We start from the raw sequence: 13,301 nt of genomic DNA on the forward strand, positions 1-13,301 counted from the left end.
CGGCCCCGGCGGCCGAGTCGACCGCGACGGCGGCCGAGTCGACCGCGACGGCGGCCGAGCCGACCGCGACGGCGACCGCCCCGGTGGATGCCCCCGCGTCGGCCGACGCGCGCACCGACGGCGAGCGCCCGCCGCGCAGCCGTGGCAACCGCCGTGAGCGCGCCGACCGGGACGGCGGCACCGCCGCCGCCGATCCCAGCACCGAAGAGCAGCCGCGGGGTGGGCGCAACCGTGGTGGCGCCGAGGCGGTCTCCGACGAGCCCCGGGGTGGGCGCAACCGTGGTGGGGACGCCGAGGCGGGCTCCGACGAACCGCGGGGTGGGCGCAACCGTGGTGCCGACGCCGAGGCCGGCGAGCGCCCCGAGCGCGGCCGGAACCGCAGCGAGCGCGGCAACCGCGAGGACCGCCCCGAGCGCGGCGGCCGGGACGGCAACCGCACCGACGGTGCCCGCAACGGCACCGACGGTGCCCGCAACGGCACCGACGGCGGGCGCAACGACCGGACCGACGGCGGGCGCAACGACCGCACCGACGGCGGGCGCCCCGACGAGGACGACGACGACTTCGAGGGCAGCGGCCGTCGCCGGGGCCGCCGCTACCGCGACCGCAACCGTCGCGGCGGCAACGCCCCCGGTGGACGGGAGCGGTTCGAGCCGAGCGAGCCGACGGTCAGCGAGGACGATGTCCTGCTGCCGGTCGCCGGGATCCTCGACGTCCTGGACAGCTACGCCTTCGTCCGCACCTCGGGGTACCTGACCGGGCCGAACGACGTCTACGTCTCGCTGTCCCAGGTGCGCCGCTACGGTCTGCGCCGCGGTGACGCCATCACCGGCGCGGTCCGCCAGCCCCGCGAGGGCGAGCGCAAGGACAAGTACAACGCGCTGGTCCGGTTGGACTCGGTGAACGGGCTGGAGCCCGACCAGGCGCGCAACCGCCCGGAGTTCACCAAGCTGACCCCGCTCTACCCGCAGGAGCGCCTGCGGCTGGAGACGGACTCCAACCAGCTGACCACCCGGCTGATGGACCTGGTCATGCCCATCGGCAAGGGGCAGCGGGCACTGATCGTCAGCCCGCCCAAGGCGGGCAAGACGATGGTGCTGCAGGCGATCGCCAACGCGATCACCACGAACAACCCCGAGTGCCACCTGATGGTCGTGCTCGTGGACGAGCGACCCGAAGAGGTCACCGACATGCAGCGCTCGGTGAAGGGTGAGGTCATCGCCTCGACCTTCGACCGGCCGCCGTCGGACCACACCACGGTCGCCGAGCTGTCGATCGAGCGGGCCAAGCGGCTGGTCGAGATGGGCCACGACGTCGTCGTCCTGCTCGACTCGATCACCCGGCTCGGCCGCGCCTACAACCTGGCCGCCCCGGCCAGCGGGCGCATCCTGTCCGGTGGTGTGGACTCGACGGCGCTGTACCCGCCGAAGCGCTTCCTCGGTGCCGCCCGCAACATCGAGAACGGTGGCTCGCTGACCATCATCGCCTCGGCGCTGGTGGAGACCGGGTCCACGATGGACACGGTCATCTTCGAGGAGTTCAAGGGCACCGGGAACGCCGAGATCAAGCTCGACCGCCGGCTGGCGGACAAGCGGGTCTTCCCGGCGGTCGACGTCAACGCGTCGGGCACCCGCAAGGAGGAGATCCTGCTGGCCCCCGACGAGCTGGCGATCATCATCAAGCTGCGCCGCGTGCTGTCGGCGCTCGAGCCGCAGCAGGCGATCGAGCTGCTGCTGGACCGGATGCGCAAGACCCGCAACAACATCGAGTTCCTCATGCAGGTGCAGAAGACCACGTTGGGCCTCGGCGAGAAGGACTGACCGGCCGCACCGACCGACCCGGCCCGGCCGCCCGGTCCCCCGTCTGGGAGACTGGTCGGCCGGAGCCTGCGCCGCGGTGGAATCTCCACACCGCCGGCGGCGTTCCCCCCAGCAGACCAACCGAGCAGAGAGAGGGTGAGCGGCATGAAGGCCGACATCCACCCCGACTACACCGCCACCCAGGTGACGTGTGGTTGCGGCAACACGTTCAGCACGCGCAGCACCTACCGCGGCGAGGCCCTCACCGTCGAGGTCTGCTCCGCCTGCCATCCCTTCTACACCGGCAAGCAGAAGATCCTGGACACCGGTGGCCGCGTGGCCCGCTTCGAGAAGCGGTTCGGCAAGCGCGCCGGCGCCTCCACGGACGCCAAGTAGCACCCTCGACGGCGCCTGCGCCGCCCCTCCCCGGGGCGGGCAGGCGCCGTCGTCGTGTCCGGACCACCCCCGCCCCGTGCCCGTCTCGGGCCCGAGTACCCAGGAGCGTTCGTGAGCAGCAGCAGCGCCGGTCCCGGTACCGACCGGCTGGCTGACGCGCTCGCCGAGCACGCCTCCCTGGAGGCGGAGCTCGCCGATCCCTCGGTGCACGCCGACGCCGCCCGCGCCCGCCGGCTGGGCCGCCGTTACGCCTCGCTCGCGCCGCTGGTGGAGCACTCGCGGGCGCTGGAGGAGGCCCGCGGCGACCTCGCCGCCGCCCGGGAGCTGGCCGCCGAGGACCCGTCCTTCGCCGCCGAGGCGGCGGGGCTCGAGGTGCAGGTGGCCTCGCTGGGCGACCGGCTCAACGAGCTGCTGCTGCCCAAGGATCCCGACGACGACAAGGACGTCATCCTCGAGATCAAGGCAGGGGAGGGGGGTGCGGAGTCCGCGTTGTTCGCCGGTGACCTGTTGCGCATGTACCTGCGCTACGCCGAGCGGCGCGGCTGGGCCACCCAGGTGCTCGACGCCGTGGACGCCGAGCTGGGGGGCTACAAGGACGTCGCGGTCGCGGTGAAGTCCCGCGGCGACGAGGGGATCTGGTCCCGGCTGAAGTTCGAGGGCGGCGTGCACCGGGTCCAGCGGGTGCCGGTCACCGAGTCGCAGGGGCGGATCCACACCTCCGCCGTCGGTGTGCTGGTGTTGCCCGAGGCCGAGGAGGTCGACGTCAGCGTCGACCCGAACGACCTGCGGATCGACGTCTTCCGCTCCTCGGGGCCGGGCGGCCAGAGCGTCAACACCACCGACTCCGCCGTCCGGATCACCCACCTGCCCTCGGGCATCGTGGTCAGCTCGCAGAACGAGAAGAGCCAGCTGCAGAACCGGGAGTCCGCGCTGCGCGTGCTCCGGTCCCGGCTGCTGGTCGCCGCCCGCGAGGAGGCCGCGGCCACCGCCAGCGACGTCCGCCGCAGCCAGGTGCGCACCGTGGACCGCAGCGAGCGGGTGCGCACCTACAACTTCCCCGAGAACCGGATCAACGACCACCGGGTCGGCTTCAAGGCGCACAACCTCGACCAGGTCCTCGACGGCGAGCTCGACCCGGTCATCGACGCGCTCACCGCGGCGCACACCGCGGAGCTGATGGCGGCCGGCTCCTGACCGTCCCTCCCCGGGCGCTGCTCGCCGACGCCGTCCGGGACCTGGCCGCCGGCGGGGTGGAATCCCCGCGGGTGGACGCCGAGCTGCTGCTGGCCGCCGTCCTCGGCGTGCCGCGCGCCCGGCTGCTCACCCTCGGCGCGGTGCCCCACGAGGCCGCGGCCCGGTTCACCGGGCTGGTCGCCGAGCGTGCGTCGCGGGTGCCGCTGCAGCACCTCACCGGCACCGCACCCTTCCGGTTCCTCGAGCTGGCCGTCGGGCCCGGGGTGTTCGTGCCCCGGCCGGAGACGGAGCTGATCGCCGGCTGGGTGCTCGAGCGGATCGCCGGGGCCGACCACCCGTGGGTCGTGGACCTGGGCACCGGCTCGGGAGCGATCGCGCTCTCGGTGGCGCACGAGCACCCCGGCGCCCGGGTGGTCGCCGTGGAGGCCGACGCCGGGGCGATCGAGTGGACGAGGCACAACGCCGCCACGCGGGCCGCAGCCGGTGACACCCCGGTCGAGGTGCTCGCCGGGGACATGACCGACGACGGGCTGCTGCCCGCGCTGGACGGCGCGGTGGACGTCGTCGTCTCCAACCCGCCCTACGTGCCCGACGGCGCCCGGCTGCCCCGCGAGGTCGCCGACCACGACCCCCCGCTGGCGCTGTGGGGCGGGCCGGACGGCCTCGACGTCGTCCGCGGGCTGCTGCGCACCGCCGCCCGGCTGCTCCGCCCCGGCGGCTGGCTGGGCATCGAGCACGCCGACGCGCAGGGGAGCGCCGTGCCGACCCTGGTGCGGAGCGTCGGCGGCTGGACCGGCGTCGCCGACCACGCCGACCTGGCCGGGCGCCCGCGGTACACGACGGCCCGGCTGACCGGGGGTGCCGGGGCGCAGTGACAGACTGCGGCCTCGTGGCCGACGTCTACGACTGCAGCGACCCCGACCAGCGCACCGCGGGCCTGGCCGCCGCCGCCGCCGCGCTCTCCCGGGGCGACCTGGTCCTCCTGCCCACCGACACCGTCTACGGGGTGGCCGCCGACGCCTTCACCCCCTCCGCGGTGACCAAGCTCCTCGCGGCCAAGAATCGGGGGCGTTCCATGCCCGTCCCGGTGCTGGTGGGGGAGGCCGCCACCCTCGCCGGGCTGGTCACCACGGTCCCACCGGTGGCCCACCAGCTGGCCGAGGCGTTCTGGCCCGGCGGCCTGACCCTCGTCGTCGAGCACGCGCCGTCGCTGGCCTGGGACCTCGGGGACGCCGAGGGCACCGTCGCGGTCCGGCTCCCCGACGACGACGTGACCCGGGAACTGCTCCGCCACACCGGTCCGCTCGCCGTCTCCAGCGCCAACCGCTCCGGCCGCCCGGCCGCGACCACCGGCCAGCAGGCGGACTACCAGCTGGGCGAGCACGCCGCCGTCGTCCTGGACGACGGCTCTCGGGAGGGCTCGGCGGCCAGCACCATCGTCGACTGCACCGGCCCCACCCCCCGGGTGCTGCGGGTCGGCGCGATCGAGGTCGACCGCCTCCGCGAGGTCGTGCCGGAGATCACCGACTGAGCACAGGGCGCCCCTGCGGGCCTGGAGGGTCCCGCTGTCATTGCACGCAGCGGCTTCGCACCGCTGGGGGACGATGCCGGTCACCGATGTCGGGACCGGACCGCGGCGTCGTCCGGCAGGACGACTGTGGGAGGACAGCGCGGGCCCGGAGAGTCCCGCTGTCATCGCACGAAACGGCTCAACGGCGCGGGGGACGGCTCCGGTGACCGATGTCGGGACCGGGCCACGGTGTCGTCCGGCAGGACGACTGTGGGAGGGCGGCGCGGGGCCGGAGGCTCCCGCTGTCATCGCCCGCAGCGGCTTCACGCCGCTGGGGGACGATGCCGGTCACCGATATCGGGACCGGACCACGGCGTCGTCCGGCAGGACGACTGTGGGAGGACAGCGCGGGCCCGGAGGGTCCCGCTGTCATCGCACGAAACGGCTCAACGGCGCGGGGGGACGGCACGTGGCCGCGGTGCGGCCCGCGAGGGTCGCAGTGTTATAGCGATACCGTGGGGCGACAGCCGCGCGCCCGACGTCGGCGCACGCGGGCGCCCGTACCGACGCATCGTCGTCCAGCCCTTGGAGTGCAGCCGCGATGAGCACCCCCACCGAGACCCCCTACTGGGGGCCGGACTTCAACGCCCTGGCGGCCTTCGACCCGGAGATCTCCGGGGTGGTCCTCGACGAGCTCGACCGGCTCCGCGGCGGGCTGCAGCTGATCGCCAGCGAGAACTTCACCAGCCCGGCCGTGCTGGCCGCGCTGGGCAGCACCCTGTCGAACAAGTACGCCGAGGGGTACCCCGGCCGGCGGTACTACGGCGGTTGCGAGGTCGTGGACCGTGCCGAGGAGATCGGCATCGCCCGGGCCAAGGAACTCTTCGGCGCCGAGCACGCCAACCTGCAGCCACACTCGGGGGCCAGTGCCAACCTGGCCGCCTACGGCGCCTTCCTCTCCCCGGGCGACACCCTGCTGGGCATGGCGCTGCCGCACGGCGGGCACCTCACCCACGGCACCAAGGTGTCCTTCTCGGGCAAGTGGTTCAACGCGGTGCAGTACGGCGTCGACCCGAAGACCGAGCACATCGACTATGACCAGGTCCGTGACCTGGCCCGCGAGCACCGGCCCAAGCTGATCGTCTGCGGCGGCTCGGCCATTCCGCGGCTGATCGACTTCGCCGCCTTCCGGGAGATCGCCGACGAGGTCGGCGCCATCCTGATGGTCGACGCCGCCCACTTCATCGGCCTGGTGGCCGGCAAGGCCATCCCGTCCCCGGTCCCGTACGCCGACGTCGTGACCTTCACCACGCACAAGGTGCTGCGCGGCCCGCGCGGCGGCGCGATCGTCTGCCGGGCCGAGCACGCGAAGGCCATCGACAAGTCCGCCTTCCCGATGATGCAGGGCGGCCCGCTGATGCACGCCGTCGCCGCCAAGGCGGTCAACCTCAAGGAGTGCCTGACCCCCGGGTACCAGGCCTACGCCCGCCAGGTCATCGCCAACGCCCAGGCGCTCACCGAGGGGCTCGCGGCCGAGGGGCTCCGCCCGGTCGCCGGCGGCACCGACACCCACCTCGCGCTGCTCGACCTGCAGCAGGTGACCGACACCTCCGGCGCCACCGTCACCGGCAAGGTCGCCGAGGCCCGCTGCGACGCGGCCGGGATCGTGCTGAACAAGAACGCCATTCCCTTCGACCCGCAGCCGGCCTCGGTCGCGTCCGGCATCCGCGTCGGGAGCCCGGCGGTGACCACCCAGGGAATGGTGGAGTCCGACATGAAGTCGATCGCCTCACTGATCGGCAGCGCCATCCGCGACACCGACGGGTCCCGCACGGCGGAGATCGTCGCCGGCGTCCGCGACCTGGTCGGCGCCCACCCTGCCTATCCCCAGCCCGCCCCGCCGACTGCCTCCCCGGCGCCGCACCGGACCGCCTGACCCGATGCGCGAGTACGTCGTCGTCCTGCTGACCGCCGCGGTGGTCACGTTCCTGGCCACGCCCGTGGTCCGGGTGGCGGCGATCCGGATGCGCATGATGGCGGCCGTCCGGGACCGCGACGTGCACGTCATCCCCACCCCGCGGGGCGGGGGAGTGGCGATGTACCTCGGGGTGGCCGCCGCGGTGCTGGTGGCCACCCGGCTGCCGGCGTTGCAGCGGACGTTCGACGACTCCCAGACCGTCGGCGTGCTGATCGCCGGCGGGCTGATCTGCCTGCTCGGCGTGCTCGACGACCGGTTCAGCCTCGACGCGCTGACCAAGCTCACCGGTCAGATCGCCGCGGCCGGGGTGATGGTGCTGCTGGGTGTCCAGCTGCTCTACCTGTTCCTGCCGGTCGCCGACATCGGCACGCTGATCCTGGGGCCGTCGGTCGGGGTGCCGGCCACGATCCTGCTCACCGTGCTGACGGTGAACGCGCTGAACTTCATCGACGGGCTGGACGGGCTGGCCGCGGGCGTCTCGGCGATCGCGGCGCTGGCCTTCTTCGCCTACAGCTACCACCTGGGCCTGGTCGGCTACGACGACGTGGCCAGCGCCCCGGCGCTGATCACCGCCGTCCTGGCCGGTGCCTGCCTGGGCTTCCTGCCGCACAACTTCAGCCCCGCCCGGATCTTCATGGGCGACTCCGGCTCGATGCTGGTCGGGCTGATGCTGTCGGCGGCCGCGGTGTCGGCCACCGGTCAGGCCGACCCCCAGACATTCGACTCGGCGGCCAGCCTGCTCCCGCTGGCGCTGCCGCTGCTGGTGCCGATCGCGGTGCTCTTCATCCCGGTGGCCGACCTGGTGCTGGCCGTCGTCCGGCGCACCCGGCGCGGTCGGTCCCCGTTCTCGCCGGACAAGATGCACCTGCACCACCGGCTGCTGTCCATCGGGCACTCGCACCGCCGGGCCGTACTGATCATGTACTTCTGGGCGGCCCTGCTCAGCTTCGGTGCCGTCGCGCTGTCGATCACCGGGGGGACGGTGGAGGTGCTCGTCGTCATCGGCGCGTTGCTGGTGGTCGGCGTCGTGGTCGTGTTGAGCCCGCGGGCCCGGCGCGCGGCGATCGCCGCCCGGCAGGCCGAGGTGGCCGCTCAGCGGCAGCGCAGCCGGTCGGCCCACCCGACCCGCCGGGTGGCCCGGGCCGGTGGCCTCCCTGCGGGCGGGCCGCTCGACCCGCCGGTGGCCTCCCCGCCGATGACGTCGTCGGCCGCCTCGCCTGCGGGGGTGCGGCGGTGAGCGCCTCGTCGGGGCAGCGCACGGCCGCCCCCTGGGACCTGTCCTTCCTGCGGATCGGCGCACTGGTCGCCCTCGCGGCCACCGCCGTTGCTGCGCCCCTGGTCGGTCTGGTGCTCGGCTGGGGTGATGCGTTGGCGGTCGTGGTCGGAGCCGCGGTCGTGACCGCCTTCTTCTGCGTCTCCGGGCTGGTCGTCGCCTGGGCCGGCAAGGTCGATGACACCTGGACGCTGCCGGCCGCGCTCCTCGCCTTCGGCGTCAAGGCTCTCCTGCTCTTTCCGCTGCTCACCGGCCTCCCGCCGGACGGGTGGCTGGACCGGGTGACACTCGGCTGGACCGTGGTCGCGGGCGCGTTGCTCTGGAGCGGACTGCAACTGCGCTGGGTGTGGACGCGGCAGCTGTACTACGTCCCGCCGCCGGCTCCTCCGGAGGTGCCCGGGAACGACCGGGCGACGGACCCGGACAGGCCCCGGACACGCGACTGATAGTGTCCGGCGCGATGGCCGAGGACCCCTCCGTGCGCGGAGACGCTCGACCGCGACCTGCGCGTGCAGCTCGTCAGCCCAGCGGGGCCGACATGGGTTGGGCGGTCACCGGAACCCTGATGTCCGGGATGGCCGTGTGGGGCGGGGCCGGGTGGCTGATCGACCAGTGGCTGGACACCCGCGTGTTCTTCGCCCTGGGCGTCATCCTCGGTGTGGCAGTGGCCATCTACGTGGTGGTCAAGAAGTACGGCGCGATGGACCCGGTCCCCGGGCAGCGCGCTGGTTCGACCCCGGGCGGACGACGGAGCCAGCCGCGGGTGCAGGGACAGACGCAGAAGGGACAACGGTGACCTCCAGCGCCCTCGCGCTCAACGGCGTACTCGCTGTGGAGAGCGACCCCGGCGGCGGCTTCACGCCCCCCGGCATCGGCGAGTTCTTCCCCGAGGCGATCGCGAGCTTCTCGCTGCTCGGCGTGGAGTTCGAGATCACCCGGATCACGCTGATCCTTTGGGTGGCCACGCTCGCGATGGTCGCCTTCCTGGTGGCGACGGTGAAGAACCCGCAGATCGTGCCCGGCAAGATGCAGTTCATCGGGGAGAGCGGTTACTCCTTCGTGCGGGACGGCATCGCCCGGGACGTCATCGGGCCGAAGGGGCTGCCGTTCGCGCCCTTCCTGGCCTCGCTGTTCTTCTTCATCCTGGCGAACAACCTGATGGCGATCATCCCGCTCGCCCAGATCTCGCCGATGTCCAAGTTCGCCTTCCCGCTGGTGCTCGCGGTGATCTGCTGGCTCGTCTACATCGCGGTCGGCATCCGGAACCAGGGGGTGTGGCCCTACTTCCGGGACATCATGTTCCTGCCCGGTGTGCCCAAGCCGATGTACGTCCTGATCACGCCGCTGGAACTCCTGCAGAACTTCATCGTCCGGCCCTTCACCCTGGCCATCCGACTCTTCGCCAACATGTTCGCCGGCCACATGCTGCTGGTGACCTTCGCGCTGGGGGCGACCTACCTGCTCACGGTGGGCAACTTCTCTGCCGTCTTCGGGCCGATCTCGGCCCTGATGGCGATCGCGATGACCTTCTTCGAGCTGCTGGTCATCTTCCTGCAGGCCTACGTCTTCACCATGTTGATGGGCACCTACCTCAACGGCTCGGTCGAGCCTGCACACTGATCTCGGCCAGGGTGGCCGACCCGGTCGGTCACCCCTACGGACTGCACCACCCGCATGACCCCGCCAGCCGCCCGGTGAATGCCGGACGACGACACAGGAGGAACACCCCGCAATGATCGAGGTACTCGCAGAGCTCGAGGGCAGCATCGGTTCGGTCGGTTACGGCATCGCCACGATCGGCCCCGGCATCGGTGTGGGCCTCGTCTGGGCCGCCTACATCCAGGCCACCGCGCGTCAGCCCGAGTCCGCTGGGCTCACCCGCACCTACGCCTTCCTCGGCTTCGCCCTGGCCGAGGCGCTCGCGCTGATCGGCTTCGTCGCCCCGCTGGTCTACGGCACCTGATCCGTTCTCGTCGTCGAGTTCGGTCACTGACATCGAGACAGGGACGTTGAGAGCATGAGCATCCTGGCTGCTGCGGAGGGCGCGAACCCGCTCATCCCGCCGGTGGGCGAGATCATCATCGGCACCATCGCGTTCGCGGTGCTGGCCTTCGTGGTGATCAAGTTCGTGGCCCCCCGGTTCGAACAGGTCTTCAAGGCCCGCCGGGAGGCGATCGAGGGCGGCATCGAGCGGGCGGAGGCGATGCAGGCCGAGGCCAAGGCCTCGCTGGAGCAGTACCGCGCGCAGCTGGCCGAGGCGCGCACCGAGGCCGCACAAATCCGGGACACCGCCCGGGCCGAGGGGCAGCAGATCCTGGAGGAGCTGCGCGCCCAGGCCCAGGAGGAGTCCGCGCGGATCGTCGCCCGCGGTGAGGAGCAGCTGGCGGCCAACCGGCAGCAGGTGGTCCAGCAGCTGCGCGGGCAGATCGGCACGCTCGCGGTAGAGCTGGCCGGCCGGGTCGTCGGCGAGTCCCTGACCGACGACGCACGCCGCAGCGGCACCGTCGACCGGTTCCTGGACCAGCTCGACGGCATGTCCGCGACCACGGCGAGCGCTGACGGTCGCGGGGGCAGCTCGGCGTACGCCCCGCAGGGCGACCGCTGATGCACGCCTCCAGCCGGGCCGCCATGGACGAGGCGCGCGCGGCGCTGTCCGGGCAGACCCAGGGTGCCCCGAGCAACCGGCGCGGGGACGCCCTGATCGCCCTCGCCGACGAGCTCTTCTCGGTGGCCCATCTGCTCGAGGGCGAGCCCTCGCTGCGCCGGGCCATGTCGGACGCCTCCGTGCGGCCCGACGACCGTGCCGGACTGGCCCGTCGGCTGCTCGGCTCGCAGATCTCGCCGGCCGCGCTGACCGTCGTGGAGAGCGTGGCCCGGCAGCGGTGGTCACGTCCCCTCGACCTCGTCGAGGCCTCCGAGACCCTCGCGGTGGAGGCGGCGCTGGACGCGGCAGACGCGCGGCAGGAACTCGACGGCGTCGAGGACGAGCTGTTCCGCTTCGGCCGCATCATCGCCGGGGACGAGGACCTGCTCCGGATCCTCGGGGACCGGTCGGCGCCCCGGGAGGGGAAGACGGCACTGCTGGACCGGCTGCTCACCGGCAAGGTGAGCCCGGTGACCGAGCGGCTGGTGCGGAACTCCCTCACCAGCCCGCACGTGCACAACCCGCAGGGCGCGGTGGAGCGGCTCTCCGAGATGGCCGCGCGCCGCCGTGGCCTGTCGGTCGCCCACGTGGTGAGCGCGGTCCCGCTCACCGCCGACCAGGAAGGACGGCTCGTCGGGGTGCTCGAGCGTCTCTACGGCCGGAGCATCGGGCTGCAGGTCCAGGTCGACCCGGCCGTGCTGGGTGGGCTGGTCATCCGTGTCGGTGACGAGATCATCGACGGCAGCATCGCCCACCGACTCGAGGCCGCCGGCCGGCGGCTGGCCGGCTGAGCCGGACCGACCGCGTCAGACGCGATCACCCGGCCCGCCCCACCACCCACAGAGCAGCAGGAAGAGGACGCAGAGCCATGGCCGAGCTGACGATCTCCGCGGACGAGATCCGCAGTGCCATCCAGAACTACGTCAGTGACTACCGCCCCGACGTCTCCCGGGAGGAGGTCGGGATCGTCACCGAGTCCGGTGACGGGATCGCCCGCGTCGAGGGCCTGCCCTCGGTCATGACCAACGAGCTCCTGGAGTTCGAGGGCGGTGTGCGGGGCCTGGCGCTGAACCTCGACGTGCGCGAGGTCGGTGTCGTCATCCTGGGCGACTTCGCCGGGATCGAGGAGGGCCAGACCGTCCGGCGCACTGGCGAGGTGCTCTCCGTGCCCGTCGGCGACGGGTACCTCGGCCGGGTCGTGGACCCGCTGGGGAACGCGATCGACGGTGCCGGTCCGATCGCGACCACCGGCCGCCGCGCCCTGGAGCTCCAGGCGCCCTCCGTGGTGCAGCGGCAGTCGGTGCACGAGCCGATGCAGACCGGCATCAAGGCGATCGACGCCATGACCCCGATCGGCCGTGGCCAGCGTCAGCTGATCATCGGTGACCGGCAGACCGGCAAGTCCGCGATCGCGCTGGACACGATCATCAACCAGAAGCAGGCCTGGGCGACGGGCGACCCGCAGCAGCAGGTCCGCTGCATCTACGTGGCGGTCGGTCAGAAGGGCTCCACCATCGCGGCCACCCGGGCCGCGCTGGAGGAGGCCGGTGCGATGGAGTACACGACCATCGTCGCCGCTCCCGCCTCCGAGGCAGCCGGCTTCAAGTACATCGCCCCGTACACCGGCTCGGCCATCGGTCAGCACTGGATGTACGAGGGCAAGCATGTCCTGATCGTCTTCGACGACCTGTCCAAGCAGGCCGAGGCCTACCGCGCGGTGTCCCTGCTGCTGCGCCGCCCGCCGGGCCGCGAGGCCTACCCCGGCGACGTCTTCTACTTGCACTCCCGGCTGCTCGAGCGCTGCGCGAAGCTCTCCGACGAGCTGGGTGCGGGGTCGATGACCGGCCTGCCGCTCATCGAGACCAAGGGCAACGACGTCTCGGCGTACATCCCGACCAACGTCATCTCGATCACCGACGGCCAGATCTTCCTCGAGACGGGTCTGTTCAACTCCGGTGTCCGCCCGGCGATCAACGTCGGCGTCTCGGTGTCCCGGGTGGGTGGCTCCGCGCAGATCAAGGCGATGAAGTCGGTCGCCGGCCGGCTCCGCCTGGACCTGGCCCAGTTCCGCGAGCTCGAGGCCTTCGCCTCGTTCTCCTCGGACCTCGACGCGTCCAGCCGCGCCACCCTGGACCGTGGTCAGCGGCTGGTCGAGCTGCTCAAGCAGGGGCAGTACTCGCCGTTCCCGGTCGAGCGCGAGGTCGTGTCGCTGTGGCTGGGCACCACCGGGCGGCTGGACAAGGTGCCGGTGGCCGACGTCCGTCGCTTCGAGGCCGAGTTCCTCGAGTTCGTCGGCCGTGGCGACAACACGATCTTCGACGACATCCGCAACTCCAAGAAGCTGGGCGATGACACGGTCGGCAGCCTGGAGCGTGCGGTGGACTCCTTCCTCGACCAGTTCCGTACCGGTGAGGGCGAGTCGCTGAAGGTCAACGAGGCCGAGGTCGAGGCCATGGACGCCGGCGACCGTGGCCAGGAGACCGTCCAGGTCAAGCGGAGCCGCTGAC

At 72.5% G+C, this 13,301-nt stretch carries 14 protein-coding genes; all 14 read left to right on the forward strand.

Annotated features, from left to right (window positions below; all coding sequences use genetic code 11):
* The coding region (gene rho, locus ACYVG5_RS18035; RefSeq protein ID WP_460683418.1) for a transcription termination factor Rho at positions 1–1,820 on the forward strand (1,820 nt) is incomplete at its 5' end.
* Between the two features lie 144 nt (positions 1,821–1,964).
* The gene (rpmE, locus tag ACYVG5_RS18040) at positions 1,965–2,195 is read left to right on the forward strand and encodes a 50S ribosomal protein L31 (RefSeq protein ID WP_222049192.1); all 231 of its coding nucleotides are present in this window, start codon (positions 1,965–1,967) and stop codon (positions 2,193–2,195) included.
* 111 nt (positions 2,196–2,306) lie between these two features.
* The gene (prfA, locus tag ACYVG5_RS18045; protein WP_460683419.1) at positions 2,307–3,389 is read left to right on the forward strand and encodes a peptide chain release factor 1; all 1,083 of its coding nucleotides are present in this window, start codon (positions 2,307–2,309) and stop codon (positions 3,387–3,389) included.
* Between the two features lie 17 nt (positions 3,390–3,406).
* Positions 3,407–4,264 (forward strand): peptide chain release factor N(5)-glutamine methyltransferase, encoded by an 858-nt coding sequence (gene prmC, locus ACYVG5_RS18050; protein WP_460683426.1) that lies wholly within the window; start codon positions 3,407–3,409, stop codon positions 4,262–4,264.
* Between the two features lie 14 nt (positions 4,265–4,278).
* Positions 4,279–4,920, forward strand: coding sequence for an L-threonylcarbamoyladenylate synthase (locus ACYVG5_RS18055; RefSeq protein ID WP_222049195.1), 642 nt, complete (start codon positions 4,279–4,281; stop codon positions 4,918–4,920).
* Between the two features lie 580 nt (positions 4,921–5,500).
* A complete protein-coding gene (locus ACYVG5_RS18060) occupies positions 5,501–6,835 on the forward strand; it encodes a serine hydroxymethyltransferase (RefSeq protein WP_222049131.1) in 1,335 nt (444 codons plus the stop codon).
* 4 nt (positions 6,836–6,839) lie between these two features.
* Entirely contained in the window at positions 6,840–8,114 is a 1,275-nt protein-coding gene (locus ACYVG5_RS18065; RefSeq protein ID WP_222049132.1) for an MraY family glycosyltransferase, read from the forward strand.
* Positions 8,111–8,596 carry a hypothetical protein gene (locus tag ACYVG5_RS18070; protein ID WP_222049133.1) on the forward strand — a complete coding sequence of 162 codons (486 nt, stop codon included), beginning with the start codon at positions 8,111–8,113 and terminating at the stop codon, positions 8,594–8,596. Before ACYVG5_RS18065 ends, ACYVG5_RS18070 begins: the two co-directional genes overlap by 4 nt.
* Positions 8,597–8,688: 92 nt before the next feature.
* Positions 8,689–8,946 (forward strand): AtpZ/AtpI family protein, encoded by a 258-nt coding sequence (locus ACYVG5_RS18075; RefSeq protein ID WP_246630499.1) that lies wholly within the window; start codon positions 8,689–8,691, stop codon positions 8,944–8,946.
* Positions 8,943–9,770 (forward strand): F0F1 ATP synthase subunit A, encoded by an 828-nt coding sequence (gene atpB / locus ACYVG5_RS18080; protein WP_222049135.1) that lies wholly within the window; start codon positions 8,943–8,945, stop codon positions 9,768–9,770. The genes ACYVG5_RS18075 and atpB overlap by 4 nt, the downstream gene beginning before the upstream one ends.
* 112 nt (positions 9,771–9,882) lie before the next feature.
* Positions 9,883–10,113, forward strand: a complete 231-nt coding sequence (gene atpE, locus ACYVG5_RS18085; RefSeq protein ID WP_014377627.1) for an ATP synthase F0 subunit C — start codon at positions 9,883–9,885, stop codon at positions 10,111–10,113.
* A gap of 54 nt (positions 10,114–10,167) precedes the next feature.
* Positions 10,168–10,755 carry a F0F1 ATP synthase subunit B gene (locus ACYVG5_RS18090; RefSeq protein ID WP_222049136.1) on the forward strand — a complete coding sequence of 196 codons (588 nt, stop codon included), beginning with the start codon at positions 10,168–10,170 and terminating at the stop codon, positions 10,753–10,755.
* Positions 10,755–11,585 (forward strand): F0F1 ATP synthase subunit delta, encoded by an 831-nt coding sequence (locus ACYVG5_RS18095; RefSeq protein WP_222049137.1) that lies wholly within the window; start codon positions 10,755–10,757, stop codon positions 11,583–11,585. The genes ACYVG5_RS18090 and ACYVG5_RS18095 overlap by 1 nt, the downstream gene beginning before the upstream one ends.
* 77 nt (positions 11,586–11,662) lie before the next feature.
* A complete protein-coding gene (atpA, locus tag ACYVG5_RS18100) occupies positions 11,663–13,300 on the forward strand; it encodes a F0F1 ATP synthase subunit alpha (protein ID WP_222049138.1) in 1,638 nt (545 codons plus the stop codon).
* Position 13,301 lies beyond the last annotated feature (1 nt).

The sequence above is a fragment of the Modestobacter lapidis genome (assembly GCF_054780755.1).

Coding starts and splice junctions, on each gene's coding strand:
- rpmE (WP_222049192.1), top strand. CDS start 1,965: ATGAAGGCCGACATCCACCCCGACTACACCGCCACCCAGGTGACGTGT.
- ACYVG5_RS18095 (WP_222049137.1), top strand. CDS start 10,755: ATGCACGCCTCCAGCCGGGCCGCCATGGACGAGGCGCGCGCGGCGCTG.
- ACYVG5_RS18060 (WP_222049131.1), top strand. CDS start 5,501: ATGAGCACCCCCACCGAGACCCCCTACTGGGGGCCGGACTTCAACGCC.
- ACYVG5_RS18075 (WP_246630499.1), top strand. CDS start 8,689: ATGGGTTGGGCGGTCACCGGAACCCTGATGTCCGGGATGGCCGTGTGG.
- atpA (WP_222049138.1), top strand. CDS start 11,663: ATGGCCGAGCTGACGATCTCCGCGGACGAGATCCGCAGTGCCATCCAG.
- ACYVG5_RS18065 (WP_222049132.1), top strand. CDS start 6,840: ATGCGCGAGTACGTCGTCGTCCTGCTGACCGCCGCGGTGGTCACGTTC.
- atpE (WP_014377627.1), top strand. CDS start 9,883: ATGATCGAGGTACTCGCAGAGCTCGAGGGCAGCATCGGTTCGGTCGGT.
- ACYVG5_RS18090 (WP_222049136.1), top strand. CDS start 10,168: ATGAGCATCCTGGCTGCTGCGGAGGGCGCGAACCCGCTCATCCCGCCG.